21 protein-coding genes are annotated in these 25,942 nt (G+C 74.0%); 3 read left to right on the top strand and 18 right to left on the bottom strand.

Features of this window, described 5'->3' with window-relative positions:
- The first annotated feature begins 60 nt into the window (after positions 1–60).
- Complete coding sequence (locus ACQ614_RS03530) at positions 61–387, top strand: hypothetical protein (RefSeq protein WP_431676673.1); 327 nt, start codon at positions 61–63, stop codon at positions 385–387.
- Between the two features lie 83 nt (positions 388–470).
- The gene (locus ACQ614_RS03525; protein WP_431676672.1) at positions 471–842 is read left to right on the top strand and encodes a ClpX C4-type zinc finger protein; all 372 of its coding nucleotides are present in this window, start codon (positions 471–473) and stop codon (positions 840–842) included.
- Positions 843–1,112: 270 nt separating this feature from the next.
- On the opposite strand, the gene ACQ614_RS03520 is transcribed toward ACQ614_RS03525, so the two are convergent.
- Together ACQ614_RS03520 and ACQ614_RS03515 are read right to left on the bottom strand one after the other, a co-directional pair.
- The gene (locus ACQ614_RS03520; protein ID WP_431676671.1) at positions 1,113–2,228 is read right to left on the bottom strand and encodes an ABC transporter substrate-binding protein; all 1,116 of its coding nucleotides are present in this window, start codon (positions 2,226–2,228) and stop codon (positions 1,113–1,115) included.
- A 448-nt stretch (positions 2,229–2,676) separates the two neighbouring features.
- Entirely contained in the window at positions 2,677–3,435 is a 759-nt protein-coding gene (locus ACQ614_RS03515) for a hypothetical protein (RefSeq protein ID WP_431676670.1), read from the bottom strand.
- 190 nt (positions 3,436–3,625) lie between these two features.
- On the opposite strand from ACQ614_RS03515, the gene ACQ614_RS03510 reads away from it, so the two are divergent.
- Positions 3,626–6,289, top strand: a complete 2,664-nt coding sequence (locus ACQ614_RS03510; protein ID WP_431676669.1) for a WD40 repeat domain-containing protein — start codon at positions 3,626–3,628, stop codon at positions 6,287–6,289.
- 217 nt (positions 6,290–6,506) lie between these two features.
- Here ACQ614_RS03510 and ddaH read toward each other — a convergent pair whose 3' ends face one another.
- From ddaH to ACQ614_RS03430, 16 genes are all read right to left on the bottom strand, one after another.
- Complete coding sequence (gene ddaH, locus ACQ614_RS03505) at positions 6,507–7,364, bottom strand: dimethylargininase (protein WP_431676668.1); 858 nt, start codon at positions 7,362–7,364, stop codon at positions 6,507–6,509.
- Positions 7,365–7,462: 98 nt separating this feature from the next.
- Positions 7,463–8,731 (bottom strand): ATP-grasp domain-containing protein, encoded by a 1,269-nt coding sequence (locus tag ACQ614_RS03500; RefSeq protein ID WP_431676667.1) that lies wholly within the window; start codon positions 8,729–8,731, stop codon positions 7,463–7,465.
- Positions 8,732–8,779: 48 nt separating this feature from the next.
- Positions 8,780–9,772 (bottom strand): TauD/TfdA family dioxygenase, encoded by a 993-nt coding sequence (locus tag ACQ614_RS03495; RefSeq protein WP_431676666.1) that lies wholly within the window; start codon positions 9,770–9,772, stop codon positions 8,780–8,782.
- A gap of 62 nt (positions 9,773–9,834) precedes the next feature.
- A complete protein-coding gene (locus tag ACQ614_RS03490) occupies positions 9,835–10,176 on the bottom strand; it encodes a hypothetical protein (RefSeq protein ID WP_431676665.1) in 342 nt (113 codons plus the stop codon).
- Between the two features lie 31 nt (positions 10,177–10,207).
- The gene (locus ACQ614_RS03485) at positions 10,208–11,452 is read right to left on the bottom strand and encodes an ATP-grasp domain-containing protein (protein ID WP_431676664.1); all 1,245 of its coding nucleotides are present in this window, start codon (positions 11,450–11,452) and stop codon (positions 10,208–10,210) included.
- A complete protein-coding gene (locus tag ACQ614_RS03480; protein WP_431676663.1) occupies positions 11,449–12,618 on the bottom strand; it encodes an NAD(P)/FAD-dependent oxidoreductase in 1,170 nt (389 codons plus the stop codon). The genes ACQ614_RS03485 and ACQ614_RS03480 overlap by 4 nt, the downstream gene beginning before the upstream one ends.
- A gap of 60 nt (positions 12,619–12,678) precedes the next feature.
- Entirely contained in the window at positions 12,679–14,268 is a 1,590-nt protein-coding gene (locus ACQ614_RS03475; RefSeq protein ID WP_431676662.1) for a class I tRNA ligase family protein, read from the bottom strand.
- Between the two features lie 3 nt (positions 14,269–14,271).
- Positions 14,272–14,634, bottom strand: coding sequence for a cupin domain-containing protein (locus tag ACQ614_RS03470; protein ID WP_431676661.1), 363 nt, complete (start codon positions 14,632–14,634; stop codon positions 14,272–14,274).
- A 16-nt stretch (positions 14,635–14,650) separates the two neighbouring features.
- Positions 14,651–15,967: a lysine N(6)-hydroxylase/L-ornithine N(5)-oxygenase family protein gene (locus ACQ614_RS03465; RefSeq protein ID WP_431676660.1), complete on the bottom strand. Its 1,317-nt coding sequence runs from the start codon at positions 15,965–15,967 to the stop codon at positions 14,651–14,653.
- 167 nt (positions 15,968–16,134) lie between these two features.
- Entirely contained in the window at positions 16,135–17,814 is a 1,680-nt protein-coding gene (locus ACQ614_RS03460) for a DUF885 domain-containing protein (protein WP_431676659.1), read from the bottom strand.
- 57 nt (positions 17,815–17,871) lie between these two features.
- On the bottom strand, positions 17,872–19,128 hold the full coding sequence (locus ACQ614_RS03455; RefSeq protein WP_431676658.1) for an ATP-grasp domain-containing protein: 1,257 nt from the start codon (positions 19,126–19,128) through the stop codon (positions 17,872–17,874).
- A gap of 58 nt (positions 19,129–19,186) precedes the next feature.
- The gene (locus tag ACQ614_RS03450) at positions 19,187–20,467 is read right to left on the bottom strand and encodes an MFS transporter (protein ID WP_431676657.1); all 1,281 of its coding nucleotides are present in this window, start codon (positions 20,465–20,467) and stop codon (positions 19,187–19,189) included.
- Between the two features lie 22 nt (positions 20,468–20,489).
- Positions 20,490–21,914: an FAD-binding oxidoreductase gene (locus ACQ614_RS03445; protein ID WP_431676656.1), complete on the bottom strand. Its 1,425-nt coding sequence runs from the start codon at positions 21,912–21,914 to the stop codon at positions 20,490–20,492.
- 213 nt (positions 21,915–22,127) lie between these two features.
- The gene (locus ACQ614_RS03440) at positions 22,128–23,531 is read right to left on the bottom strand and encodes an NB-ARC domain-containing protein (protein ID WP_431676655.1); all 1,404 of its coding nucleotides are present in this window, start codon (positions 23,529–23,531) and stop codon (positions 22,128–22,130) included.
- A gap of 200 nt (positions 23,532–23,731) precedes the next feature.
- Complete coding sequence (locus ACQ614_RS03435; protein WP_431676654.1) at positions 23,732–24,286, bottom strand: methylated-DNA--[protein]-cysteine S-methyltransferase; 555 nt, start codon at positions 24,284–24,286, stop codon at positions 23,732–23,734.
- Positions 24,287–24,293: 7 nt separating this feature from the next.
- Positions 24,294–25,850, bottom strand: a complete 1,557-nt coding sequence (locus ACQ614_RS03430; RefSeq protein ID WP_431676653.1) for an AlkA N-terminal domain-containing protein — start codon at positions 25,848–25,850, stop codon at positions 24,294–24,296.
- Positions 25,851–25,942 lie beyond the last annotated feature (92 nt).

Raw genomic sequence — 25,942 nt, 5'->3', positions numbered from 1 at the left:
GGGCGCGGGGCGGCGGGGAAGGGACGTGCTGTGAATCCTGAATGCCCCCAGTGCGGGGAGATGCTGACCGCCCGACGGGTCGAGTTCCGGCGGAACCGCTGGGGCGTGTCCGGGCCGCGGCCGAGACCGGAGCTGTGGTGGGAGTGCGGCGCGTGTGCGTGGCTGGGCGTGCAGCACCGGGCCGGCGGGGAGTTCCGGAGGATGCGGCGCCTCACCGGTGGCGAGGCGGACTGCCCGTTCTGCGGTGAGCAGCAGTCGAACGTCGCCGGCCCGGTCTGGCGGCAGCCCGACGGCGGGCTGCGCAGCCTGGTGGTGTGCCTGGACTGCGGAACGAGCAACGCCCGCCGGGTCGGGCTCGCGGAGGATGTGCAGTCGGAGGCGGGCTGACCGGACGTCGCGCAGGGAGGCTTGTCAGGATTTTCCTGACAAGCCTATCCTCACGTCAGGAACGACCTGACAAAGGATGTGACATGCCTGCTGGCACGGCCGAGCACGACCCCCTGCAGTGCTCCTTCTGCGGCAAGTCCGACGCCGAGGTGGACAAGCTGGTCTCCGGGCCGGGGGTGCACATCTGCAACCAGTGCGTCGACCTCGCCGCGTCGATCGTCGCCGAGTACCGTGGCCGGCCGGTCGACCTGCAGATGCCGACGTGGGGCTCGATGACCGACGAGGAGATGCTCACCCGCCTTCCGCGGATCGCCGCCGTCGCCGACCAGGTCGAGGACAACCTCAGGGCGTGGGTGCAGGAACTGCGGCGGCGCGGCGTCACCTGGGCGCGGATCGGCGAATCCCTCGGCATCACCCGGCAGTCGGCCTGGGGGCGGTTCTCCGGCGAGGAGTAGCGGCACCGCGCGCGTGCCGGCCCCCGTTCCCGGGCGGCGCCAGTAGCAGCGGGTGCGGCGCGCGGTCGGACCGCTGCGCGCCTGCGGGCCGCCCGTCCGCTCCCCGTGCGCCGCTGACGCGTGCGTCCGCCCGGTGACAGCATCGCACCGCGCGGCCGCACACGATCTGCCCGGCGGCCGCCGGAACCAGGGGGATGCATCCGGTTCCTGCTCTGCCTGGAGCGGCGGGCCGTCCGCGAACTGCTCTGACCGGCGGGCCGCCGTGCTCTCTCAGCCGGTGTGGAGGACCCGGAAGCGGGCGGGTTCCGCCGGATCCCGGTCGACGACCTGGACCGGCGGCCAGGCCCACTGCCACACGCCGATGCCCGGCGTCCGGGAGAACCGGATCGGCCCGCGGGTGCCTTCGACTGCCACCTGCGGCCAGGATCCGGCGATGCGCGCCCGGTCCGGGCCGTGCGAACGCAGCACCTCGGCGAGGACGGCGACCGTGTCGTAGCCCTCGTAGGCGACGAAGGAGGGCGCTTCGGCCAGCCGCTCGCGCAGGGCCGCCCCGACCCGTGCACCGAGCGGGCCGAGGCGCTCGGGCAGGTAGCGCAGGAACGGGACCGCTGTGCCGTCGCCGCCCAGCAGCGCCGCCCATTCGGCGAACTCCGGCTGCCCGGCGGGAGCACCGATCATGATCCCGGCGAGGCGCCGGTCGCGGCGGACGGCCTTGACGACCGACACCGCCGGTTCCGGGTGGCCGACCAGGAGGAGGAGGGCCGTCGCGCGCTTGTCGGCGAGTTCGTCGCACACGGCCCCGGGGTCGAGCGAGCGCATGTCGAGTTCGGTGACGCCGCCGCCGCGCGGCGCGAGGTGGTCCCGCAGGATGCGGGCCCCGGCTGCCCAGTAGACGCTCGGCTCGGCCGCCACGGCGATCCGGCGGTGGCCCGCGCCGAGGAGGAAGTCCGCGTAGATCCGCCAGCCGTGGGACTGCGCCGGGGCGAGGCGTGCGACCCGTCCCGTCGGCTGTTCGGTGAGTGCGTCGAGAACCGCCGACGAGCAGAGGAACGGCAGGCCGAGGGCGTCGGCCCTGGCGGCGGCCGCGCGGGCGACGACACTGTGGTACTCGCCGGCCAGGGCGGCCACGCCCAGGCCGGCCAGTTCGTCCACGGCCGCCGCGGCCCTCCGGGGATCGGCCGCGGTGTCCCGGACCACCAGCTCGAGCGGCCTTCCGGTGATCCCGCCGGCGTCGTTGACGTCGCGAACGGCCAACTCGAGTCCGGCGAGCAGGTGCCGGCCCGCCTCGACCCAGCCGGGACGGGTCAGCGGAACGAGAGCGCCGATCCGGACGGACGATCCGTCGGTCCGTCTTCCGGCTCCAGGTACCGATGGTGACGTATTCATGCATCGGATTGCATCCACCACCATCGCCGACAGGCAACCGGTTATCCGCTCGCCGAGCCGCCGGGCTCGTGAGCACGCCCGCTCGCGTCCGACGCCGTTGTCCATTCCTGATGAACATGATCGCGATCCCGTGCAACCCGTGCGGTCACTCGTGCGTGAACCGCGAGAAGACCGTCGAGGGGGCGAATGAACAGAATCGGCAAGGCGATTGCGGCAGGGGCGGCAGGAGGAAGGCTGCTCTGCGCCACCGCCTGCACCGGCAGCAGCGGCCCCGGGGGCACGGGCGGCGAAGCCCGGGGAGGCGCGACCGCGGCGAACGCCGCGTCGGCCGCCCGCATCAGTGTCGAGCCGGCGAACGGCGCCAAGGACGTCAAGCCGGCGACCGGGCCCCGCCGCCTGCCGAGATCCTCAACCTGAACGGCTGAGTCCCGTCCGGTGCCCCGCCTCCTCAGCCGGCGGGGCGGTCCGACGCTCGAAGGGAAGCGGCCGGGTCGGGCCGGGGGCGGTCGTCCTCGGTACCGTCCCGGTCCAGGTCCGGCAGGGCCTCGCCGAGCAGGGGCTCGCGGCCCTCGATCAGCCAGAACAGGTAGCCCCGCAGGTAGTTCTCCACCGTCCCGTCCTGCAACTGGGCGGCGTAGGCGCGCAGCGGACCCTCCTCGTTGCCGCTCTCCTCCGGGTGCTCGAGTTCGGTGGCCAGCCAGTCGAGGACCAGGCCGCGGCCGGCCCACCACGCCCGTACGCTCTCGGGGGTCCAGTGCTCGTCGCCGTCCGAGGCGTAGCCGCCCAGCGGCTCGTTGTACGCGACACCGACCAAGGCGTCCACCTCGCGCGGGTCGGCGGGCTGCCGGTAGACGAACTCGTAGCCCTCGTCGTCGCTCAGGACGTGCTCGGGCAGATGGAAGGGGCCGTTGAGCCCGGTGTCCGTCTCACCGCAGTAGAACGGCCCCGGAACGTTCAGCCAACTGCGCTGCTCCCAGGTCGCATCGCCGATCGACGCCGTGAGTTCCGCAAGGGTTGGCATCGGGTCCCAGTAGGCGAGCCTGTCCCACTCCCCGTGCTCCGGGTACGGGGCACGTGCCGGGCGGGGCGGCGGCCGGTCCGCGGGCGCGGCGCCGCCGCCCGTCCGGAGGGCCCAGGCGCAGCTCACCACCGCGCCCCACACCGCGCCGCCGCCGAGCGCGATCATTGCCCTGGTTACCAGTTCCACGGTCGGACACCCTACGGGGCGCGTGGGCCGCCCCGGGGAGTGGCACGCCCAGGGTGGTTCGGCGGCTGGAACGGCGGCCGAGGGAGTCGCCGGGGTTGACGAGGTCGATGGCGACGACTGGTACCGGTAGGCCGTCATCGGCCCGGCCGTGGTCGCCCGGATGTGGGTGGGGGCGTCTACGGTGCCGGTTGTGAGTGACGATCAGCGTGAGAACGGCGCGGGCACCGGCCCTTCCGGGGCGGGCGCGTGGTGGACGGACCCGGAGCTGCTGGTGAACGGCGATCCGGCACGGGTCGGGCAACTGCTGGAGGCGGCCGCCGACCCGCGGGCCCGCCTGGCGGCGGCCGTGTACCGGGCATCGGCGGACGTGCACCGGGCGGCCGCACCGGTGCAGCGGCGGCAGTTGCTGGCCCTGGACGCGGCCCGGGTCGGCGACACGGAGCTGTCCGCCCGGTTCCGGGACACCGCGGTGCCCGGGCAGCCGGGCGCGCAGTGGAGCGTGGAGTGGGCGAGCGGCACCGGCGCCGACACCCGCCTGCTGCGCACCTTCACCGGCCACGACGGGCCCGTGACGGCGGTGGCAGCGGCGGTCGTCGGCGGGCGGCCGGTGGCCGTCTCCGCGAGCCGGGACACCACCGTGCGGGTCTGGGACGTGGCCACCGGCGACCGGCTCCACGAGTGGGCGGCGGGCGACGTCGACCCGCTGTCCTCGCTGACGGCAGAGGTGCTGTCGATCGCCACGGCCGAGGCCGACGGGCGCGTTCTCGCGCTGACCCTGGACACCGACGGCGCGGTACGGGCCCGGGACCTGGAGACCGGGCAGCCGGCCGGCGAGCTCGTCAGGGCGGTGGAGACGACCGTGCTCGCCGGGCGCCCGGTGGTGCTGACCATGGACGCGGCCCGGACGCTGCAGGTGTGGGACGCGGGCACCGGCGACCGCCTCGGCACGTACCCCTCGGTCGTCGAGCTCGGTGTCCTCGACGGGCGCAGGGTCGCCGTCACCGGCGCCGCGGGCGGCCCCGTGCGGGTCTGGGACCTCGCTGCCGGCTGCGAGCTCGGCGAGACCCTGGAGGTGGTCGAGGCAGGCGAGTACGGCCGCGGCCGGGCCGTCGCCGTGACCGTCCGGGACGGCGGGGCGCCACAGGCGTGGGACCTGAGCAGCGGCGAGCCGCTCGAGGGCCCCGCACCGGAGGCGGACGGGCTTCTGTCGGGAGTCGCCACGGCCCTGACCGTCGTCCACGGGCGGGCCGTGGCCGTGACGCTCGCCGACCAGGACGAACCGGAATTCATCGGCGCGTTGGCCGACGGCCGTCGCGGCGCCTCCGTACGCGGCACCTGGGACGTGTACCTGGGGACGAGCCGGGTCGCGCTCGCCGCGACGGCCGACGGGCCGCTGCACCTCTGGGACCTGACGGCGGACCAGCAGGACGCGGGCGGCATGCGCGTGCTGCGGAGCACCCCCGCGGGGGAGCGCCTGCAGGAACTCGTCCTCGGCCCGGGCGGCGGGGACGTCCCCTGGGGCCCGCTCACCGGCCGGAGCGGCGACGCGTCGGCGGACGGATCGCCGGCCGCGTCCCTGCCCTTCGACCTGGCGGGGCGGACGGTCGTCCTCGCCGGTGAGAAGGACGGCGGCCTCACGGTGCGCGACACCGGGGACGGGCAGCCCCTGGGCCCGTCGCTCACCGGCCACACCGGCCCCGTACGCGCGGTGGCCACCGCGTCCGCCGGGCCGACGGTGCTGGCGGCGACCACCGCCCCGGACCGCACCGTCCGGGTGTGGGACGTCACCACCCGGCAGCCGTACGGGGAACCGCTGACCGGCCACACCGGGCAGGTCTGGGACATCGCCACCACCGTCCTGGACGGGCGCCCCGTGGCCGTCACCGCGGGCGCCGACCACACCGTCCGCGCCTGGGACCTCACCGCGCCGCAGGCGGGCGGCGCCCACCGCACCGGGCACAGCGGCGCCGTCCGGGGGCTCGCCCTCGCCGCACTCGACGGCCGGCCCGTCGCCCTCACCGCGGGCACCGACCGAACCGTGCGCACCTGGGACCTGGCCACCGGCCGTCAGGCGGCCGACCCGCTGCAGACCGACACCGCCGTCCTGACGACCGCCGTGGTCGGCGGCCGGACGGTCGCCGTGTGCGCCGCTCCGGACGGCACCGTGCACACCCTCGACCCGGCCACCGGCGAGGAGCTGCACCGCCCCGTACCGACCGGCCACGGCAGGGTCCTGGACCTGGCCACGGCCGTGCTCGACGGCCTGCCGGTGCTCCTCACCGCGGGCAGCGACCGCACCACCGGAGTCTGGGACCTGACGACCGGGACGCAGCTGCGGGAGCCCCTCACCGGCCACACCGGCCGCGTCACGGCCGTCACCACGGCGGTGGTGGACGGGCGGCCCGTCGCGGTAACCGGCAGCTGGGACAAGACCGTTCGCCGCTGGGACCTCACCACCGGCCACCAGATCGGCGAACCGCTGACCGGCCACACCGACTGGGTGACGGCACTGACCACCACGACCGTCGACGGCACGGCCACCGCGGCGAGCACCGGACGGGACGGAACGCTCCGCCTGTGGGACCTCGCCACCGGGGAACAGACCGCCGGCATCCCCGCCCCCGGCGCCGCCTCGGCCACGGTCGCCGTCCTGCCCGCGGCCGACGGCAGCCCGCATGCCGTCGCGATCGGCCACGACCGGGAGCTGCACCTCCTCGACCCTGCGACCGGCCGCGGCACTGCCGCCGGCCTGCTGTTCCCGTTCCCCGTCCACGCCCTCGCCGCAGCGCCCGACGGCCGCCTGGTGGTCGCCTTCGGCCCGGAGATCGCCGTCCTCCGCCCGACCGGCGAGTAGACCCGACAGGGCTGCGGGACGATCCGCGGACGGAGGAGGCGTACGTGCGCGTCGGCCCGCTCGGCGACGGCTTCGAGCACGACCACCGGGCCCACGCCCTCTGGCGCTGGAGGTTGCGCCAGGGGCGCGGGTAGCTGCGCAGTTCGGGCACGGGGGTCGAACGGCACGGTGGCCGCCGGCGCCGGGGAGCGTCGGCGGCCACCGTTCGGACGGGGTGTCAGTCCCGCAGTTCCAGGGTGCAGCACTTGACGCTGCCGCCCGCCTTGAGCAGCTCGGTGAGGTCGACGCCGATCGGCTCGAAGCCGCGCTCGCGCAGCCGCTCCTTGAGGTGGACGGCGGAGTCGGGCAGCAGGACGTGCCGCCCGTCCGAGAGGGCGTTCAGCCCGAAGACCGCGGCGTCCTCCGGGGTGGCCTGGATCGCGTCCGGGAACAGCTCGCGGAGCACGGACCGGCTGCCCGGGGTGAACGCCTCGGGGTAGTACATGATCTCGTCCTCGGAGAGCACGGCGAGCGCGGTGTCGAGGTGGTAGAACTCCGGGTTGACCAGGGTCAGGCCGGTGACCGGCAGCCCGAAGAACTCCTGGGCCTCGGCGTGCGATCTCGGGTCGGTGCGGAAGCCGGTGCCGGCCAGGATGCGCCGTCCGACGACCAGGTAGTCGCCCTCGCCCTCGTTGATGTGCTCGGGCCAGTGGACGTCGCGGTAGCCGCGCTCGGCGAACCAGCGCAGGTACGCGGGCCCCTCCGAGGTGCGTTCGACGTGCCGGAACCGGGCGCCGAACACCCGGCCGTCCACGACGGTGGCGCCGTTCGCGGCGAACACCATGTCGGGCAGGCCGTGTTCGGGCTCGATGGTCTCGACGGTGTGGCCGAGCTCCTCGTAGAGGTTGCGCAGCTCCGTCCACTGGGCGAGGGCGAGGCTGCCGTCCACCGGCTTGGTCGGGTCCATCCACGGGTTGATGGAGTAGGTGACGTCGAAGTGGCGCGGCGGGCACATCAGGAAGCGGCGCCTGGTCGCGGTGCGGCCGCTGCGCCGGGGTGCCGGTGCTGCGGTCGGGATGGTGTCGGTGAGAGGCATGGGTCCCCATTCGGGTGTGGAGTCGGCTGCGGCGGAGGGTCGCCCCGCCCGGCGGGCGACGGTTCGGGCCGGGTGCACCGGTCGGGTGCGTCCGGCCTTCAGGCGTCGGCGCGCTCTGCTTCGAGCGGAGTCGCGTCCAGGAGGACGGCGCGTTCCGCCTCGTCCAGGCGGGCCCGGCAGGCCTCGGGGCCGTCGGCCGAGCAGATCACGTAGGCGTAGCGGGAGAGGTAGCCGCCCGGAGGGAGCAGCAGGCGTGCGCCGGGTTCCACCATGGCTTCCGCGGCGACCAGTCCGGGGACCTCGCCGGGCGCGGGGAGGTGCACGCGGGTGACGGTGCAGTCCTGCTTCGGGTAGAGGAAGCGGATGCCGGTCGTGCCGCCGGCGGTGGGTGCGAGGTCGGGCCGGGTGCCGGTGGCGAGGTCGGCGGCGACGGCCGCCGGGTCGATCCCGGAGGCGAGTTTGCCCAGGTACGGGATGAGGTCGCCGCCGAGCCTGGCGTTGACCTCGATCACCACGGGGCCGCGGTCGGTGAGTTTGACCTCGGTGTGCGTGATGCCGTCCTGCAGTCCGAGGGCGCGGTGGGCGCGGGTGAGGACGTCGAGCAGTGCGGCGTCGTGCAGCAGCGGGTCGTCGGCGGTGACGACGTGTCCGGCCTCCTCGAAGTACGGCTCCTCGCCGAGGCTCTTGTGGGCCACGAAGAAGGGCCGGTACTCACCGCGGTGGGTGGCGCCGTCGATGCTGATCTCCGGGCCGCGGACGAACTCCTCGAGCAGGACGCCGCCCTCGTAGGCGGGGGCGCCGCCGTGGCCGGCCCGTTCGGCGACGGTGAAGGCGGCGACGAGCTCGGCCGCGGAGTCGGCGCGGACGACGCCGATGCTGGCGCCCATGCCGCGCGGCTTGAGCACCAGCGGGTAGCCGATCCGGTCGGCGTGCGACCGGGCCTCGGCCTCGGTGGTGGCGTAGCCGAAGGCGGGTTGGGGCAGGCCGGCGGCGGTCAGTGCGGTGCGGGTGCGGTGCTTGTTGCGGCAGGCGTCCGCGCCGTCCACCGAGAGGCCGGGCAGGCCGAGTTGCTCGGCGATCCGGGCGGTGGCCATGACCAGGGTCTCGTCGTAGGTGAACACCCCGGCCACCGGGCGCTCGCCGGCGATCCGCACGGCGGTGGCCAGCAGGCCCTCGGCGTCCGGCACCAGGCGGGCGCGGTCGAGCAGCGGCACGGTGTCCGCACCTGTCACGTAGGGGAGTTGCCAGTCGGGGTCGGCCGCGTCGATCAGCCACACCGGGTGGCGCCGGGCGGCTCCGGCCAGCAGGTATTCGCGGTAGCGGCGCATGCCGCTGCCGACGACCAGCACGACTTCGTTCTCACTCATTCACCGGCTACCGTTCTGCGGTGGGTGGTTGGGCCCGTGGGCGGGGGCTCAGCGGACCAGGACATAGCCGTCGTCCGGACGGTGGTCGCGGGAGCGCCGCAGGTCGTTGAGGACGAACGCCCGCTGCAGCCAGCGGTCCTGTCCGTCGTAGCGGGGCCGGAATGCCGTCCGGCCGTGCAGGGTGGTGCGGTTGTCGACGACGGCCAGCTCGCCCGGCACCAGGCGGACGGTGCGGCTGACCCGGTCCAGGGCGGCCTCGAGCTCGGTGAGGGCCTTCTCGGCGCGCGGGCCGAGGCCGGAGGTGGCGGCGAAGTCGACCCGGATGTCCGGGTCGTCCGGGTCGCCGAAGAGGACGGCGTGCGGCGGGGTCGCGGCGCCGCCGGTGCCGAAGGACGGCGGCGGCTGGGTGCTGAACTCGGGGAGCGACAGCGCCTCTCGGGTCTCGGCGGTGAGCAGCGGCAGCGCCTCGCGGATGCACGAGGTGCGCAGCCCGGCGATCTGCTCGTGGTCGGCGCGCAGGCACAGCAGCATGACGAAGTCGGGCCGGTGCTCGTGGAAGGCGTTCTCGTTGTGCATCATCAGCGCCACCGACCCGGCGTTGCCCTGGAAGTCCTCCTGGCCGGGCACCGGGACGACGTCCTGGACGAGGGCGCCGGACTTCTCGGCCCGGAACGCGGCGGGGTCGCCGAGTCCGCAGGCGAGCATCATCAGGACGGCGGCGGCGACGGTGGTCTCGCGCTGCACGGAGCCGTTCACCGCGGGCGTGCTGGGGATCGGCGCGTCACCGAGCGGCAGGTTGCGGATGAGCAGGGTGCCGGCGGCGCCGGGCCGTCGGCGGAACTCGTGGACCTTCTGCCGTACGGACAGCGGCAGTTCGCTCCAGGCGGCGCGGGCTGCGGCGACCCACTGCGGGTCGTCGACCCGGTGCTCGGGCGAGCACAGGGCCGCGGCGGTGCGGGCGGCCCGGGCGGCCTCGTCGGGGGTCAGTTCGACCGGGTCGGTCTGCGGGTGCGAGGAATGCGGTGCAGGGGTGGTTTCCATGAGCTCGGCGTCTCCTCACCAATGGGCGATCGGTTGTGTTCGGTCGTGCCGGCCGGCAACGGTCAGGTCCCGGAGGGGAGTTCGATCAGGTAGGACACGCCCTGGTCGGCGTTCTCGCCGAACCGCCGCCAGACCTCCTCCAGCCGGATGCGGCCGTCCTGCAGGACCTCGGGGGTGCTGACGCAGTGCCCGGCGACGACCTCGCCGCTCGCGAGCACCATGGTGTACGCGAACTCGGCGACGCCGTCGGCGCGGACGACGCCGGTGAGCGATCCGCGGCGGACGGAGCCGCCCGCGGACTCGCCCCACAGCAGGTCGCCGTCCTGGCGGTACAGGGCGACGGTGGCCTCGGAGTCGGGTGCGGCGGACTCGGCCCGGAAGCGCTTGCGGTTGTAGTCGATCACTGGGGTGCTCCTCGTCGGTCGGCCGGGCGGCTCACGGGGCCACCCGGACCTTCACGTTGTCGGCGAACTCGGTGGCCCTGCGCATGGCTTCCTCGAAGGAGCTGTCGGCGCAGCCCAGGAAGCCGAGGATGTTGTTGCCCTCCGGCGGGCGCCTGATCAGGTCGCCCGGCCTGGCGGTGATCTTGACGAAGAGTTCCCTGCCGGGCTCCGACGCGGCCTCCGGCAGCTCGATCTCCTCGATCCGGCCGGCCTCGCAGAGCAGCACCATGCCGGCGATGTGCACCCCGGTCGGGGTGAACGGGCGCAGCGCGGGCCGCTCGCCGCGGGCGGCGGCCATCAGTGCCCGGATCGGGCAGTGGCCGGCGGTGACGCGGGCGAAGGAGTCCAGGTCGCCGCCGCCGGGGCGGGCGGCGATCTCCAGCAGGTGCGGCTGGCCGTCGTGGAAGCGCACCTCGGCGTGGACGACGCCGCGCCGGATGCCCTGGGCGCCGATGCCGGCGGCGACCGCGAGCCGTACCTCCTCGAGGCCGTCGGCGGCCAGCGAGGTCGGCGCCCGGTGGACGTCGTCGTCGAAGGTGCCGCCCTCCACGGTGATCCGGTCGACCACCGACCCGAGGAACACCTCCCCGTCCCACACGGCCGCCTCGATCTGCATCTCGCGGCCGTCCAGGAAGGACTCCACCAGCAGCCCCTGCGGGCCGAGGTCCAGCCCCTGCACCTCCATGGCCGACCAGGTCATCCCGGCCAGGCCGGCCTCGGCCTGCGGGAAGCGCAGCTCCATCTCCTGCGGGGAGTCGATCTTGAAGACGTAGTTGCTGGCGGCGCCCAGCGTCGGCTTGAGGATCACCGGGTAGCCGAAGTCCTCGGCCGCCTGCAGGGCCCGGGCCAGGTCGGGGACGAAGCGGAAGTCCGGGTGGGGGGCGCCGCCCTCGGCGTGCGCCCGCCGCATCAGCAGCTTGTTGCGGCTGGTCCGCGCCGCGTCCAGGCCGATGCCCGGCAGCCCGAGCGCCTCGGCGACGGCGGCGACGGCCACCACGGCCGACTCGGAGAAGGTGAGGACGCCGTCGAACCGCTCCTCCTCGTGCCAGGCCCGGGCCGCGGCGACCAGGTCGTCGATGTGCTGCGACCCGGCGATCCGGTAGCGACCCTCCTCCCAGTAGCCCGGCTCCCCGATGCCGTTCAGGACATGGAGGTTGCCGCCGAACTCCTCGACCTGGCGGTAGCGGGAGTGGTAGTAGGTGCCGTTCTGGCGGGCTTCCAGGGCGAGCAGTTTCACGGCGGGGTCGCCTCCTCGGGCGGAACGGTCGACGGATGGCGGTCGACGGTCGGCAGGTGGTGGTCGAGTACGGGCAGTCCGGTCGGCCGGACGGGCCCGCGGCCGAGCGCCCACTGGGCGAGGGCACGGCCGATCAGCGGGGCGAACTTGAACGAGGAGCCGCCGCAGGCCGCGTACACCCAGGTCGGGCCGGCCGGGTGGCGGTGGAGGCGGGGGCCGTGCGTGTCGGCCCCGGCCAGGTAGTAGCTGTCCGCGGCCGAGCGCACCCAGGCGGGGGTGAAGCCCGCCAGCAGCCCGGCGAAGTGGTCCACCAGGAGGTCGCGCAGCCCGCCCGGCGCGTCCCGGCCGTCGAACCCCGCGACCTCGCGGCAGGCCGCGGAGGCGCTGAGCTTCAACGGGGTGCCGGCCACCGGGGGCACCAGCCAGGCGCCCGCCGCGGTGCCCAGGCCCGGCATCGCGGGAGCCCGCTCCCAGTCCTGCCGGAGGCCGTCCGGCACCTCGCAGTACAGCAGGGTCTGCCGGTACAGCCGCAGCTCTGCCGCCTGTCCGGGTTCCAGCAGTGACCGCGACCAGGGACCGGCGGCGACCACCACGGCGTCGCCGCGCAGCCGGGTGCCGTCCGCCAGTACCACCCCGGTGCCGTCCGGCTCCAGGGCGGCGACCCGGCGGCCCGCCTCGATGCGCACCTCCGGGCACCGGGCGAGCCCGTCCGCGAGGGCGGTCAGCACCCGGTCCGCGAGCAGCACCCCGGCGTCCCGCTCCAGCAGGCCTGCTGCACCCGCCGGTAGTGCAAGGTACGGGTAACGGGATTTCAGGTCCTGCCCGTCCAGCCCGTCGGCGACGACGCCGGCGGAGCCGAGCACCCCCAGCTGCTCGTGCAGGTCGGTGCGGTCCAGCACGGTCAGCGCGCCGACCCGGCGGTAGAAGTCGGCGCCGAGCGCCTCCTCCCACTCCCGCCACAGCCGGTCCGCCTCCCGCGCCGCCCGGGCCGGGCCCGGATCGCCGCGGTGGAAGGCCCGCAGCACGCGGTGCCGATCGTACGAGGCGGCCGCGGGCGACGGCACCCGGTCCTGCTCCAGCAGGGTCACGGCGGCACCGGCCCGCCGGCACTCCCAGGCGGTGAGCAGGCCGACCACCCCCGCCCCCACCACAATGATCTGCATCATCAACCCCCCCCGGTGCCGGGCGCGGCCCCGGCCGGGCCGGCGCCGCGCCCGGCACGCGACTCAGCCCAGGACCGGCAGCTCGAAGGGCTTGACCTCGGTGACCCGGAAGGCCTCCTCGGTCATCAGCCCGTCGAAGCCGCCCCGCTCGGCCGCCGCCTCCGCGAGGTCCACCAGGATCGGCGAGGCCGCCGCGATCAGCACCTTGACCTCCAGGAACAGGTCGCCGAGCCGCTCCCGGTCCGGGCCGGCCCCGCCCTCGTCGAGCCGGTCGCACCAGCGGGCCAGCCGCTCCAGCTGAACGGCGATCAGGTCCGCCGCACGCGTCGGGCTGTAGCCCTCCAGCTCGTAGCAGAGCGCGAAGCGCTCCAGCACGGTCGCGGCGTTCTCGCGCGCCGTCGCGGAGACCGGCAGGACGTCCGCGCCGACCGCGTCGGTCGCCCGCTTCAGGCCCGCCGCGAGCTGCCGCCACGGCGCGGCGAGCCGCTGCTCCACCACCTTGGTGAGGGCGGCCCGGCTGAAGTTGGTCCGCTGGTTCTCCGGATTCGCCAGCGCGAGGTAGTAGCGCACGAAGTCGCGCGGCACCTCGCCCAACAGCTCGTCGCAGTACAGGACGTGGCCGCGGCTGGTGGAGAACTTCTCGTTCTCCAGCTCGTAGAACTCGTTCACCACCATCGCGTCCGGCACGATGTAGCGGCCCTCGTGCGCCATGATCAGCGCCAGGTGGGTCAGACCCCAGAACCAGATGTTGTCGAAGCCGATGAAGTACACCAGGCGGTTGCCCCGCTCGGCGCGCCACAGCTCGTCCGTCGGGCCCTCGGGGCGCTCGCCCAGCTGCTCCGCCGCGAACGCGGTCGTGTAGATGACCGCCGGGATGCCCTCCACCCAGGCGTTGAGCACCTGCCCCGGCGTCTCGGCGAACGGCGCCGGAATGCCCCAGGACAGCGGGTAGGTCACCGGCAGGTCCGGCAGCGGCCGAGCGAACAGCTCGCGGATCAGCTGCGCCATGTGTGGCCGGAACTCCGGCAGCTTCTCCCGGTAGTAGGCCTCCAGCTGCTCCCGGTACTCCTCCATCGGGAAGACCAGGATCTCGGCCTCGCGGACGGTGAGCACATCGGTCGGGTCGGCCGTCGACCGGGCGTCGATCAGCTCGTCGTAGTTGTTCGGGTGGCCGCAGGTCTCGCACAGGCCGCCGCGGCTCTCCGACAGGCAGATCGGGCAGTCGCCGCAGACCAGGCCCTCGACCAGGAACTCGCCGAGGCGCTCCGAGTACGGCAGCCGGACGGTCTTCAGCCGGAACTTCCCGGCCTCGTGCAGCGGCCGGACGAACTCCAGCACCGTCGAACGGTACCAGTCGTCGTAGGGCGCGAAGCCGTCCAGGGAGATCCCCATGACCTGCAGGGTCTCCTTGATCGCCGGCCAGGAGTCGCCGCTCAGCCGCTCCGGGGTGGTGCCGGCCTTGCGGGCGCTGGCCAGCACGTAGGTCTGGCTCTCGTCGGTGCCCGAGGAGTACAGCACCGGGCGGCCGGTGGCCCGCAGGTAGCGCGCGTGCACGTCGGCGCCGATGAACGGCCCGGCCAGGTGGCCGACGTGGAGGTTGCCGTTGGGCGTCGGCGGGGTGTCGATGACGATGGTGCGGGGCTGGCTGGTCATGGCTCAGGACTCGCTTTCGTGGCGGGCGAGGAAGACCCTCGCCATGGCCGTGTCCCACCACACGCTGAACATGGTGAAGTCGGTGTCGGTCTCGTTGAAGATCTGGTGCTCGTGCCCGGGCGGGAAGTGCACGACGTCCCCGGCCACGAACGGCCGGCGCTCTCCGTTCGACTCCACCACCGCGGACCCGGAGGCCGCGATGAAGATCTCGCCCTCGTGGTGGGCGTGCTTCGGCGAGGCACTGCCCGGCCGGATGACGCTGAACGCGCCCTCGAACGGGGCGTTCAGCGACGCCCACGGGTGGAGCCGCTTGGAGTGGCCGGTGGCGTCGTTGAGCTCCGCCGGGTCCAGCTTGCGGATGTCCATCTGCGCTCCTCGCAGGTCAGGCGGCGGACGGGGCCGCGCTCAGCAGGTGTCCGGCGCCGGGGCCGGCCAGATCGGTGTCACGGCGGTGGGTGGCGACGTCCGTGGCGATCTCCGCGCCGCGGACCGCCAGGATGCTCAGCAGCGAGTCCGGAATGCCGTGGGTGGCCTCGTTGATGCCCTGCAGGTAGCAGGCGCCGGTCGCCGGACCGTCCAGCAACAGGCGGTAGTTGCGGGTCACCTCGACCCGCTCCAGGCCCAGCGACTCCTGCAGCCGGCGGACACCCGCCGGCAGGCCGCGGACGAAGCCGGTGCCGAGCAGCACCACGTCGCAGGCCACCGTCTCGGTCTTGCCGGACTTGCGGTCCGTCAGCTCCAGGCGGACCTCGCCGTCCTCCTCCACCGCGCCGGTCACATCGGCCAGGGTGACGATCCGCAGGCGCTCCTCGCCGTGCAGCCGGTCCAGGTAGAGCTGGCGGTACAGCGAGTCGAGCAGGTCGGGGGAGAGGCCGGCGTAGTTCGTCCGGTGCATCTCCGAGAGGATCTGCTCCCGCGCCTCCGGACGCGAGTGGAAGAACTCGTCGGTGAACGACGGGAAGTACAGCTCGTTGGTGAACTTGCCCGTCTCGTAGTGGCTCAGGCCGATCGAGCGCATCACCAGCGTCCGGTGGCTGCCCGGCAGGTCCTGCTGCACCGCGTTGAACATCTCCGCGGCGCTCTGCGCCCCGCCGACCACCACGACCCGGTGCGCGCGGTCCTTCGGCAGCTCCGCCACCCGCCGGGTGTACTCGGTGCTGTGGATCAGCCGCCCGGCCGGGAGTCTGCCGAACACCGCCGGGACGTGCGGGTCGCGGCCCGCACCGATCACCAGGTAGCGGCTGCCGATCGTGGAACCGTCCGCCAGCTCGGTCAGCCAGCCGGTCACCGCACCGGACGCGCTGCGCCGCGGCGTGACCGACTCGCAGGAACGGCCGCACTCCAGCCGGACCTTCGCCAGCTCGGAGCCGACCCAGGCGAAGTACTCCGACATCTCGCTGCGGTACGGAGTGAAGGTGCCCAGGTTGATGAAGTCGTCCAACCGGCCGGTGGAGTGCAGGTAGTTGACGAAGGAGAACCGGCTCTGCGGATTGCGCTGGGTCACCAGGTCCTTGAGGAAGGAGACCTGGCTCTGCGCCTCGCGCAGCAGCATTCCGGGCTGCCAGGACACCTTCTCCTGCCGCTCGATCAGCAGCGACTGCTCGGCGAGGTCGGGTGCCAGCTCCTCCAGGGCGACGGCGAGGGCCAGGTTGGCCGGCCCGGCCCCGACGGCCAGCAGCTCGACTTCTCGGTGTGTCATGGAAGCCTCCAGGGATGGGGTTCGTGGGTTCTGTCCGGCCGAAGGGCCCGCCGGTGAGGGAGGAGCGCGGGAGCGTCCCGCCCCGAGCCGAAGGGCCCGCCGGTGCCGAAAGGGAGGAACGCGGGAACGACGAAGGAGCGACGGAGTGACGACCGTCGGCGCCGGGCTCAGAGGGCCCGGAGGCGAGCGGGTGACAACACAGGCCCGGAGGCGAGCGGGCGACGATCAGCGAGGACCTCGTCGAGGACGGACAGCGGCAGCGGGCCGTTGCCGAGGACGAGGTCGTGGAAGGCCCGGACGTCGAACGCGGGGCCCGCCTCCGCCGCGGCCCGCGCCCGCAGGCGCTGCAGCTCCAGGCGGCCGACCATGTACGACAGCGCCTGGCCGGGCATCTCGATGTAACGGTCGGTCTCGGACTGGATGTCCACCTCCGCCATCACGGTGTTCGTACGGAGGAAGGCCACCGCCTCCTCCCGGCTCCAGCCGAGGGCGTGCAGCCCGGTGTCCACCACCAGGCGGGCCGCCCGCAGCGAGTCCATGGCCAGCACCCCGAGCAGCGGCACGTCGCCCGAGTACAGCCCCATCTCCTGGGCCAGGCGCTCGGTGTACAGGCCCCAGCCCTCGATGTAGGAGTTGATCCAGGCCAGCCGGCGCAGCGCGGGCAGCCCCTCCAGCTCCTGGGCCAGCGCCAGCTGGACGTGGTGCCCCGGCACCGCCTCGTGGAAGGCCAGTGCCTCCGAGGTGAACCGGAAGCGCTCGTGCGCGAGGTGGGTGTTGGCGAAGTAGGTGCCCGGCCGGGAGCCGTTCAGCGCGGGCGGCAGGTAGTAGGCGGCCGGCGAGTGCGGGGCGTCCGCCTCCGGTACGGCGGCCAGCACACAGGCGTGCGAGGGCAGCCGCCCGAACCAGGCGGGCGCCGCCTTCTCGGCCCGCTCGACGGCGGCCCGGGCGTCGGCCAGCAGTTCCTCCGGCCCCGACCAGCGCAGCGACGGGTCGGACCGCATCCGCTGCCGCACCTCCGCGGCCGTACGGACGCCGAACAGCCGACCGCCGACCGCCGGGTACTCCTCGTCGAGCGCGGCCAGCAGCTCCAGCCCCGTCCGGTGCAGCTCCTCGGCCGTCCGGTCGGTGGTGGTGTGGATACGGGCCAGTCGCGCGTACACGGCCGCGCCGTCCGGCAGCCAGCACAGGCCGGGCCGCTCCTGCGGCCGGCCGTGCGGGGCGATCCCGGCGAGCACCTCGCGGTACCGGGCGAACGCCGGCCGCACCGCCTCGGCCAGCAGGCGGTCCCGTTCGGCCGCCCGCCGTGCGGCCACCGGGACGGCGGCCAGCGGGTCGCCCGCCGGGTCGTCCAGGTAGGCGCCGAGCCGGGCCACGGCGCGGTGGGCCCGCTCCGCGACCGGCACCCGCCCGGCGGCGAGGCCGCCGCGCAGCCGCCCGGCCGCCTCGGCGAGGTAGGCCGGGACCGAGGCCAGCCGCGCCAGGTACCCCTCCTCCCCGGCCTCGCCGCTCGGGCGCAGCGCGGGGAGGGCGACCAGCAGGCGCCCCAGCGGGGAGGTGTCGTAGTCGGCCACGGTGTGCTCGACCAACCGGGCGCCGACCCGGTCGGCCAGCGCCTCGGCCTGCTGGACGACGACCGCGCGGGTGATGCCGTCCTGGCCGGAGCACTCCAGCGTGCGGGCGGTGCCGGCGATGCGGCGTGCCCGGTCGGCCAGGTCCTCGTCGGCCTCCTCGGCGAGGTTCCGCAGGCGGTGCTCGAAACCGGGGTGGCCCTCGAGGGCGTCGTTGAGCGGGTCCTCCTCGGCGATCAGGTCGAGCGTCCGGTCGGCCAGCTCGGCCACGGTGGTCACGGTGTCTCCTCGGTCCGTTCGTCCGTCTGGGGCGGGGGCTGCGGTACGGCGGGGGTGTCAGGCGACCGGCCGGACCTTCACCTCGATCAGCTCGACGGCCCGCTTGGCGCGTTCCACCGCCTCCTCGGGGGTGGCGCCGCAGGCGATCGCCGAACCGATCCGGTCCCACGAGCACTTGAGTTCGTACGTCCGGTCGCCGGGCTTGAAGGTCACCGCCGCGGAGACCACGCCGGGCACCGCCAGTGCCTCCTCGACGCCGGTCACCGCCTCGATCTCGCCGGGGTCGGCGACCACGAACCGGATGGACGCGGCCTGCCCGGCCTTCCGGTTCAGCTCCGCGGGCAGCGGCTGCCGCTTCATCACCGCCCAGAAGCTGCGCACCAGGTCGATCCCGTAGGCGCGCTCGATCAGCTCGATGATGGCGTCGCCGGCGAACCGGCCGGCGCACTCCACCAGGTACGGGGTGCCGTCGGCGACGATCCACTCGCAGTGTGTGATGCCGCTGCCGAACCCGACGGCCTGCAGCAGGAGTTCGGTCTGCTCCAGCATCAGCCGGGTGAGCTCGGGGGAGATCCCGGCCGGGGCGACGTGCCCGGACTCCACCGGCCGCACGCCCGGGTAGAGCTCCTTGGCGGTGACGTTGCCGAACAGCGCCTCGCCGTCCCGCACCAGCATCTCGACGCTGAACTCCGGCCCGACGATGCAGCGTTCGGCGAGCATCCGGACCGGCATCGGGCGGTCCGGCACGAACACGCCCTCGTCCTGCACGGTGCACTCGGCCCAGGCCTCGTCCGCCTCGTTCACCGAGTGCACCACCCGGACGCCCACCGCCGCCTGCCGGTTGGCCGGCTTCAGCACCACCGGGCCGGGGTGCGCGGCCATGAAGGCGCGCAGGCCGTCCGGTGAATCCACCGGCTCCGACTCGGGGTTGGCGATCCCGGCGGCGCGGGCGACCAGGCGCAGCTGCTCCTTGTCGCGCAGCAGCGAGGCCGCGCCGAAGCCGGCGCCGTTCACGCCGTAGCGCTCGGAGAGGCGCGCCGCGAAGGGCACCCCGTAGTCCGACAGCGGGGCGACGGCCGCCGGGGCGAGGTCGGGCCGGGTGTTGTAGAACGCGTCGGCCGTGCCGGGGAGCTGGTACTCCCACTGGACGAGCTCGCGGACGACCGGGAGTCCTGCGGCCATCGTGACCAGGTCGCGCTTGCGCACGACGTCGGGCTCCTCGATCACGATCACCGAGGCGTTCGGCTGGAACTCGGCGAGGGACTTGAGCGCGACGAGGGAGAATCCGACGACGACGACCGGCTGTTCGGACATGACTGAACTCCTGCCTGAAGTGGTGAGGGGACGGGGAGGGCGGGCCGCCCTGGCCGGGTCAGGCCGACACGGTCTCGGCGGCGGGCCGGGTGCGGGCCTCGGCCGGCTCGTGCAGCCCGAGGGCGGTGGCCGCGGCCGACAGCAGGGCGACGGCGCCGCACAGCCACCAGGCGGAGGCCCCGAGGTGGTCCCAGGCGAAGACGCCGACCGCCGGGCCGACCGCCGAGCCGAGGCCGAACATCGCCTGCGAGGCGGCCAGGTAGCGGGCGCGGTGCTCGGCGGGCTTCTTCGCCGGGTGGGCGAAGGTGGTCGGGCCGCTGACCATCAGGCCGACGTCCGAGAGCACGATGAGGCCGAGCACCACCGCGGCGGCCGTGGGCGCCAGCGCGTACCCGGCGAGGCCCAGGCCCATCACCGCGATGCCGAGGCCGCCGGCCACGGCCGGCTTCCAGCTCTGCACGTACGAGGTGATCTTCAGCTCGCAGGTGATGACCAGCAGCGAGGAGGTGATCAGGACGGCGCTGTACAGGCGGGGGGAGTGCCCGCCCTCGGTGAGCTGGAGCGGCAGGATCGCCATGGACTGGATGTAGACGATCGCGCTGAGCAGCATGCCGAGCAGGTACAGCACGTAGCGGTGGTCCCGCAGGACCACGGCGTAGCTGCCGCCCTTCTTCTCCGGGGTGCGGTCCTTCTCCGGGGTGCGGTCGGCAGTCTTGTCGGCCTGCTTGCCGACGGGGGTACGGGGCAGCAGCAGGGCCGCCACCACGGCGTACAGCAGCGCGGTCGCCGCGTCGAACCAGAAGAGCGCCGACCAGTCGAGTCCGATCAGCACGGCGGCCACCAGCGGGCCGACCGCGGCGCCGACGTTGAGCGCGATCCGCAGCATGGAGAAGGCCATCACCCGGTGTTCCTCGGGCATCAGCTCGGTGAGCATCGCCGAGGCGGCCGGCCGGTAGGCCTGGGTGATCAGGCCGGCGCTGGCGACCACGGCCGCCAGGGCGATCTCCAGGCCGGGCTCGGCCAGCAGCGGCATCGAGGCGACCAGGACGGCGGACCCGGTCATCGCGGTGATGATGGTGTTCCGCGCGCCCAGCCGGTGGGTGAGCTCGCCGCCGAGCAGCGTCCCGAAGACGGCGCCGAGGCTGTACGCCCCGAGGAAGATCCCGACCTCGCCGACCGGGAACTTCTGGTGCACCAGGAACAGTGCCAGGAAGGTCTGCATGAAGGCGCCGAGCTGGTTCACCAGCACGCCGCCCAGCAGGTACCGCACGGGTACGGGGGTGACCCGCAGGGTTGCCAGCACGCCCGGCGGGGCCGCCTGCTTGTCGCTCTCAGTCATGAAGCCGCTCTCTCCGATCCTGTTACTCGCCGAGCCCGATGCTCTGGTCGAAGCTGAAGACGTCGTCCGGGTCGTACTTCCGCTTGACCTCGACCAGCCGGGGGAGGTTCGCGCCGTAGTACGCCTGCTGCCAGTCGGCCAGCTCGGGGTCGACGAAGTTCTGGTACGCGGAGTCGGACACGTACGGGCCCACCGCGTCGTACAGCCCGTTGAGCCAGTCCAGGTTCTCCGCGACCAGCTCGGGGGAGTCCTCGGCGGTCCAGGAGGTGTCCATGGAGACCAGGAAGAGCGTGTCGCGGTGCACGAAGGCGGTGTCCCCGGGCGCGATCCGGTTGATCTCCCCGCCCCAGGAGAACAGGCCGACGCCGCCGCCGTCGGTGTTGCTGCTGCCGGGCCAGCGCTCGATCCAGGAGATCATCGCCTCCAGGCCGCCGGCGGCGACCGGGCCCTTGGCGTAGTTGGTCCGCAGCGCGAAGTCGCCGCCCGAAGTGGCGTGGGACATGTGCATCTTGGCGTCCCAGTAGGTGCGGTCCTCGAACTCGGCGGTGGCCGGTGCGGCCGCGGTCAGCGCGTCGTCGAGGATGCTCCGCAGCTCGGTGGAGGGGCCGAGGTACTGGGCGGCGGTGGTGACCACCCGGTTCTCCCGGGCGGTCCGCGCGTCCGGGCCGTGGGTGCTGACGCCCAGCCGGGCCGCGAACTCGTCCGGGGCCCGGTCCACGATCCGCTGCAGCACGGGGAGGACGGTCATGGCGTCGGACCAGCGCCAGGTCAGGTCGCAGGTGGAGACGTCGCCCACCGGTTGCGCCTGGAAGGTGAAGGAGACGTTGATGCCGAAGTTGCCGCCGCCGCCGCCGCGGCAGGCCCAGAAGAGGTCCGGGTTCTCCCGCTCGTTGCAGGTCAGCATGCGCCCGTCGGCGGTCACCACCACGGTCTCCACCAGCGCGTCGCTGGTCAGCCCGAGCTTGCGGGCCGCGAACTCGCAGCCGCCGCCGAGCACCAGCCCGGCGACGCCGACCGCCGGGTGGGTGCCGGCCGACACCGCCATCTCGAACGGCCGGATCGCGTTGTACAGCTGGCCCGTCCGGGTGCCGCCGCCGATGGTGACCAGGCCGGTGGACTCCTCGGCCCGGGTGGTGCACAGCCGGGCCAGGTCGATGACCAGGCCGTCGTTGACGGAGTAGCCCGCGAAGCTGTGGCCGCCGGAGTGCGCCACCAGCGGGACCCCGTGCTCACGGGCCCACCGGATGCCCAGCCGGACGTCCTCGGCGTCGGCCGCGGCGAGCACGCCGAGCGGGCTGCGGGCGCCGTCGTAGCGGGTGTTGAAGAGCCGGGTGCCCATCAGGTAGCCGGGCTCACCGGGTCGGCAGACCCGGCCCCTGATCGCCCGGCCGAGCCCGAGCCAGTCGGACTCCTGCGGAGGCCTGAACCCGCCTTCCGTCCTGCGCATGCCACGTCCCTCGATCGATTCCGGCCCTGGTCCGACCCTGGGAGGTCGGGGAGATGGGACCCGCGAGCGGTGGGCGGGTCGTTCCTCATCGAAGTCGAGACCGGAATTGATCGGAAGGATTGAACGTATCGAACAATCAAATAGGTCCGTGGAGTCCGCGCAGTTCAGCGCCGGTCGGGCGGCCGGCCGCGGGCCGAACGCCCGACCGGCGGCTCAGGCCTCCGGCATGTGCAGCACCGCATCCGCCCGTTCGCACCCCGGCGCCCCGCCCGACTGCTCCGCGACGAACGCCCGGCACAGCCCCGGCAGTGCATAGCCCTGGCCGAACCCGGCGGTGTCCACCACCAGCCCGCTGTCGACCAGTTCCTCCAGGACGTCCTCGGCCTCCCCGGCACTGCAGTCGAGCAGCTCCGCGAGCTTCTCACCGGTCAGCGAGTGCACCGAGGCCAGCTGCCACAGCGCGGTGCGCGCCGAGTTGTCCAACTGCTCGTACGCCCGGGCCATCCGGTTGCGCAGGCTCACATCGCCGATCCGCAGCAGCCCCAGCACGCTCCCGTCCGCGGAGAACTGCTCCACCAACGTGCCGATCGAGCGGCCCGGCTGTGCCGCCAGCCGCCGCGCCACGATGTTCAGCGCCAGCGGCAGCAGCCCGCACAGCTCCACCAGCCGTTCGCAGGAAGCCCGTTCGGCCTCGACCCGCTCGCGGCCCACCCACGCGGCGATCAGGTCGAGCGCCGCCGCCGGCGGCAGCATGTCCAGCGAGATCCGCCGCACCTCGTCGACGCCCAGCAGCCGGGTACGGCTGGAGATCAGCGTCATGCTGCAGGTGGTCGAGGTCAGCAGCGGCCTGATCTGCCGCTCGTCGCGCACATTGTCCAGCACCACCAGGATGCGCCGCCGCGCCAGCAGCGAGCGGTACAGACCGGTCAAGTGGCCCGGCCCCCCGGTCGCCTGGCGGATCGGCACACCGAGCGCCCGCAGGAAGCCCAGCATCACCGTGTGCGAGTCGGTCGCCTCCAGGTCGGCGTACAGCTGGCCGTCCGGGAAACGCGCCGCGAGATCGTGCGCCACCTTCAGCGCGAAGGCCGTCTTCCCCACCCCCACCGGCCCGGTGACCACCAGCGGCTCGATCACGTCCGCCGGCGCCGACGGCGCCCGCCACGCCTGCCGCAGCTCCGCCCTGCGCCCGACGAAGTACCTTGGACACGGCGGAAGTTGGGCCGGTACCGGCAGCACCGCAGAGGGCACCGCCAACCCGTACCCGTCGGCAGCCGCCGGCAGCTCCACCGGCGAGGGCCACCGCTCGGCCGCCACCTCGGCGGGCTCCGCCGGCCGGGCCCGTTCACCGCGCTCGCCGCCCAGGAACGCCGCCGTCCAGCGCGCCTTCCACTCCGCCCGCTCGCCGCCGCAGGCGTCCACGAAACCGAGCGTCACCTGCAGCGTGGGCGGCTGGTGCCCGCTCGCGGCGCTCGACAGCACCGACGGCGAGAACAGCGCCACCTTGGACATGTCGCGATAACTGGGATTGCCCGCGCGGCGGCGCAGCTCTCTCAGGTCTCGGGCGAACATCGTGATCGGATCGGCCGCCAGGTTCAGCGGCTTCTCGGGCCGTCCCATGGTTCCCCCCATCGTCCGCACACCCCGGTCGGGGGCGGGCAGTTGACTTTCCTCGACCGCCCCGCACCGGGTTGTCCGGCGGGGCGGGGGAGCGCGGCAGCCCGGCGGACTGCGCGCGTAGAACGTCCGGCGTGCCCCGCTGCTCTGCGGGCGGACACAGCCGGTGGATCACCGGGCGGCGGACGCGGCCCGGTCCTTGCTCAGAAGGCCGACCAGTCCAGGGTCGGCTCCAGACAGCCTTCCAGGGTCAGCAGCCACCGCTTCACGGCCATGCCCTCGGCACCGCCGCCGAAGCCGCCGAGACCCCCGGCGGCGACCACCCGGTGACTGGGCACCAGCAAGGACAGCGGATTGGAGCCGATGATCGATCCGACCACCCGGGCCGCAAGCGCCCGCTGCTCCCGTCCGTCCTCGAACGCGCCGCTGACGTCGGCGAGTTCACCATAACTGACGGTCCGTCCGAAACCGACCTGCGCCTGCAGGGCCTGCAGCACGGTCCGCTGCACGCCGTTCGTCAGCGCCCAGTCGATCGGCAGGTCCAGGTCCCGGCGGCGACCGGCGAAGTACTCGTCGAAGCGGGTGCGCACGGCGACCGCCCGGCGGTCCGCCGCCGGATCGCGGAGCTCGGGCCCCGGCGGCAGGGCGGCGTGCTCCTGGGGTGTGAAGGCCGCGGCCAGCACGCCCTGTGCGGTGACGGCGATCCGCATCGGCCCGGTGGGCAGCGGGGTGTCCACGGTGAACCAGCTCGGCAGCATGGCGGGCTCACGGCTCCCCGGCGCCGACGGTGACCGCCCGCAGGTCGGGGCGGCGGGCGGGGCGACGTGCCCGTGCCGGGGCGGTGGGAGCGTCCTCGTCGGGCAGCCGGTTGGCCGGATGGTCCCCGGTCGCCCACAGGTACTGCACGGCGTAGGCGCGCCAGGGCCGCCACGACTCGGCCCGCGCGGCCAGCGCGGCGGGTGTCGAGGGGAGGTCCAGGCGCCGGGCCGCGTCCCGGACGCCGAGGTCGGTGGGGACGAACGCGTCCGGGTCGCCCAGCGCGCGCATGGCGACGGTCTCCACCGTCCACGGGCCGACGCCGGGCAGGGCGCCGAGCCGGCTGCGGGTGTGCTCCCAATCCCCGCCCGCGGAGAGGTCCAGCCCGCCCTCGGCCAGCGCCGCGACCAGGGTGGTCAGCGTGGTGCGCCGGGCGCGGGGGAGTGCCAGCCGTTCCGGGTCCAGCGCGGTGAGTGCGGCCGGGGTCGGGAAGAGGTGGCTGAGCCCGCCCTCGCGGTCCTCGATCGGCTCGCCGTGCTCCGCCACCAGGCGTCCGGCCAGGGTGCGGGCCGCGGCCGTGGAGACCTGCTGGCCGAGCACGGCGCGGACGGCGAACTCGGCACCGTCCACCGTCCGCGGCACTCTCCGGCCGGGCTCCTTGCGGACGTGCGGTGCCAACGCGGCGTCCTGGCAGAGGAGTTCGTCCACGGCCACCGGGTCGGCGTCCAGGTCGAGCAGCCACCGGCAGCGGCTGATCGCGGTGGACAGGTCGCGCAGGTCGGCGAGGGTGAGGCGGCACTGGATGTGGTCCGGCATCGGGCGCAGCGACACCACGCCCGGGCCGTGCGGCAGCCGCAGGGTGCGGCGGTAGGCGCCGTCGCGCCACTCCTCCACCCCCGGGACGCCGGTGGCGACCAGGTGCCCGAAGAGGTTGCCCGGGGTGAGCGGCGCCCGGAAGGGCAGCCGCAGGGTCAGTGCGCCCCTGGCCGACTCCGGCCCCGGCCCGGTGGAGCGGCTGCGTAACTCGGTCGGGGCGAGCGCGAACACCTGGCGGACGGTCTCGTTGAAGCTGCGGATGCTGGAGAAGCCGGCCGCAAAGGCGACATCGGCCATCGGGAGGGCACTGGTCTCGATCAGCACCCGTGCGGTCTGGGCGCGTTGGGCCCGGGCCAGGGCGATCGGCCCGGCGCCGACCTCGGCCATGAGCTGCCGCTGGATCTGCCGGACGCTGTAGCCGAGCCGGGAGGCCAGCTCCGTGACCCCGCCGCGGTCGACCACGCCGTCGGCGATCAGCCGCATGGCCCGGGCCACCAGATCGGCCCTTTCGTTCCACCGCGGCGAGCCGGGGCTCGCGTCCGGCCGGCAGCGTTTGCACGCGCGGAATCCCGCCTGCTGCGCAGCGGCGGCATTCGGATAGAACGTCATGTTCTCGTCCTTGGGCGGAACCCCCGGACAACTGGGACGGCAGTAGATTCGTGTGGTCACTACAGCGGTGTAGAACCAACCGTCGAAACGGGCGTCCTTGGAACGTACGGCTCGGATGCATAGCTCCCTGTTGATATGCACGCGACGAGCATACTCAAAACGTGAAGGCAGAACAGCCGGTCCGACAAAGGGTATTCGGCGCTCCGGTGCCCTGATGACGGCACGCCCGGCCC

The sequence above is a fragment of the Kitasatospora dryopteridis genome, assembly GCF_050749075.1.
Classification (GTDB): Bacteria; Actinomycetota; Actinomycetes; order Streptomycetales; family Streptomycetaceae; genus Kitasatospora.
The sequence above is the reverse complement of the archived record's forward strand: the minus strand, read 5'-3'. Positions and strand labels throughout refer to the sequence as shown.

Coding starts and splice junctions, on each gene's coding strand:
- ACQ614_RS03450 (WP_431676657.1), bottom strand. CDS start 20,467: ATGACTGAGAGCGACAAGCAGGCGGCCCCGCCGGGCGTGCTGGCAACC.
- ACQ614_RS03470 (WP_431676661.1), bottom strand. CDS start 14,634: ATGGACATCCGCAAGCTGGACCCGGCGGAGCTCAACGACGCCACCGGC.
- ACQ614_RS03455 (WP_431676658.1), bottom strand. CDS start 19,128: ATGTCCGAACAGCCGGTCGTCGTCGTCGGATTCTCCCTCGTCGCGCTC.
- ACQ614_RS03445 (WP_431676656.1), bottom strand. CDS start 21,914: ATGCGCAGGACGGAAGGCGGGTTCAGGCCTCCGCAGGAGTCCGACTGG.
- ACQ614_RS03500 (WP_431676667.1), bottom strand. CDS start 8,731: ATGAGTGAGAACGAAGTCGTGCTGGTCGTCGGCAGCGGCATGCGCCGC.
- ddaH (WP_431676668.1), bottom strand. CDS start 7,364: ATGCCTCTCACCGACACCATCCCGACCGCAGCACCGGCACCCCGGCGC.
- ACQ614_RS03435 (WP_431676654.1), bottom strand. CDS start 24,286: ATGCTGCCGAGCTGGTTCACCGTGGACACCCCGCTGCCCACCGGGCCG.
- ACQ614_RS03480 (WP_431676663.1), bottom strand. CDS start 12,618: ATGATGCAGATCATTGTGGTGGGGGCGGGGGTGGTCGGCCTGCTCACC.
- ACQ614_RS03475 (WP_431676662.1), bottom strand. CDS start 14,268: ATGACCAGCCAGCCCCGCACCATCGTCATCGACACCCCGCCGACGCCC.
- ACQ614_RS03440 (WP_431676655.1), bottom strand. CDS start 23,531: ATGGGACGGCCCGAGAAGCCGCTGAACCTGGCGGCCGATCCGATCACG.
- ACQ614_RS03495 (WP_431676666.1), bottom strand. CDS start 9,772: ATGGAAACCACCCCTGCACCGCATTCCTCGCACCCGCAGACCGACCCG.
- ACQ614_RS03525 (WP_431676672.1), top strand. CDS start 471: ATGCCTGCTGGCACGGCCGAGCACGACCCCCTGCAGTGCTCCTTCTGC.
- ACQ614_RS03530 (WP_431676673.1), top strand. CDS start 61: ATGCTGACCGCCCGACGGGTCGAGTTCCGGCGGAACCGCTGGGGCGTG.
- ACQ614_RS03465 (WP_431676660.1), bottom strand. CDS start 15,967: ATGACACACCGAGAAGTCGAGCTGCTGGCCGTCGGGGCCGGGCCGGCC.
- ACQ614_RS03520 (WP_431676671.1), bottom strand. CDS start 2,228: ATGAATACGTCACCATCGGTACCTGGAGCCGGAAGACGGACCGACGGA.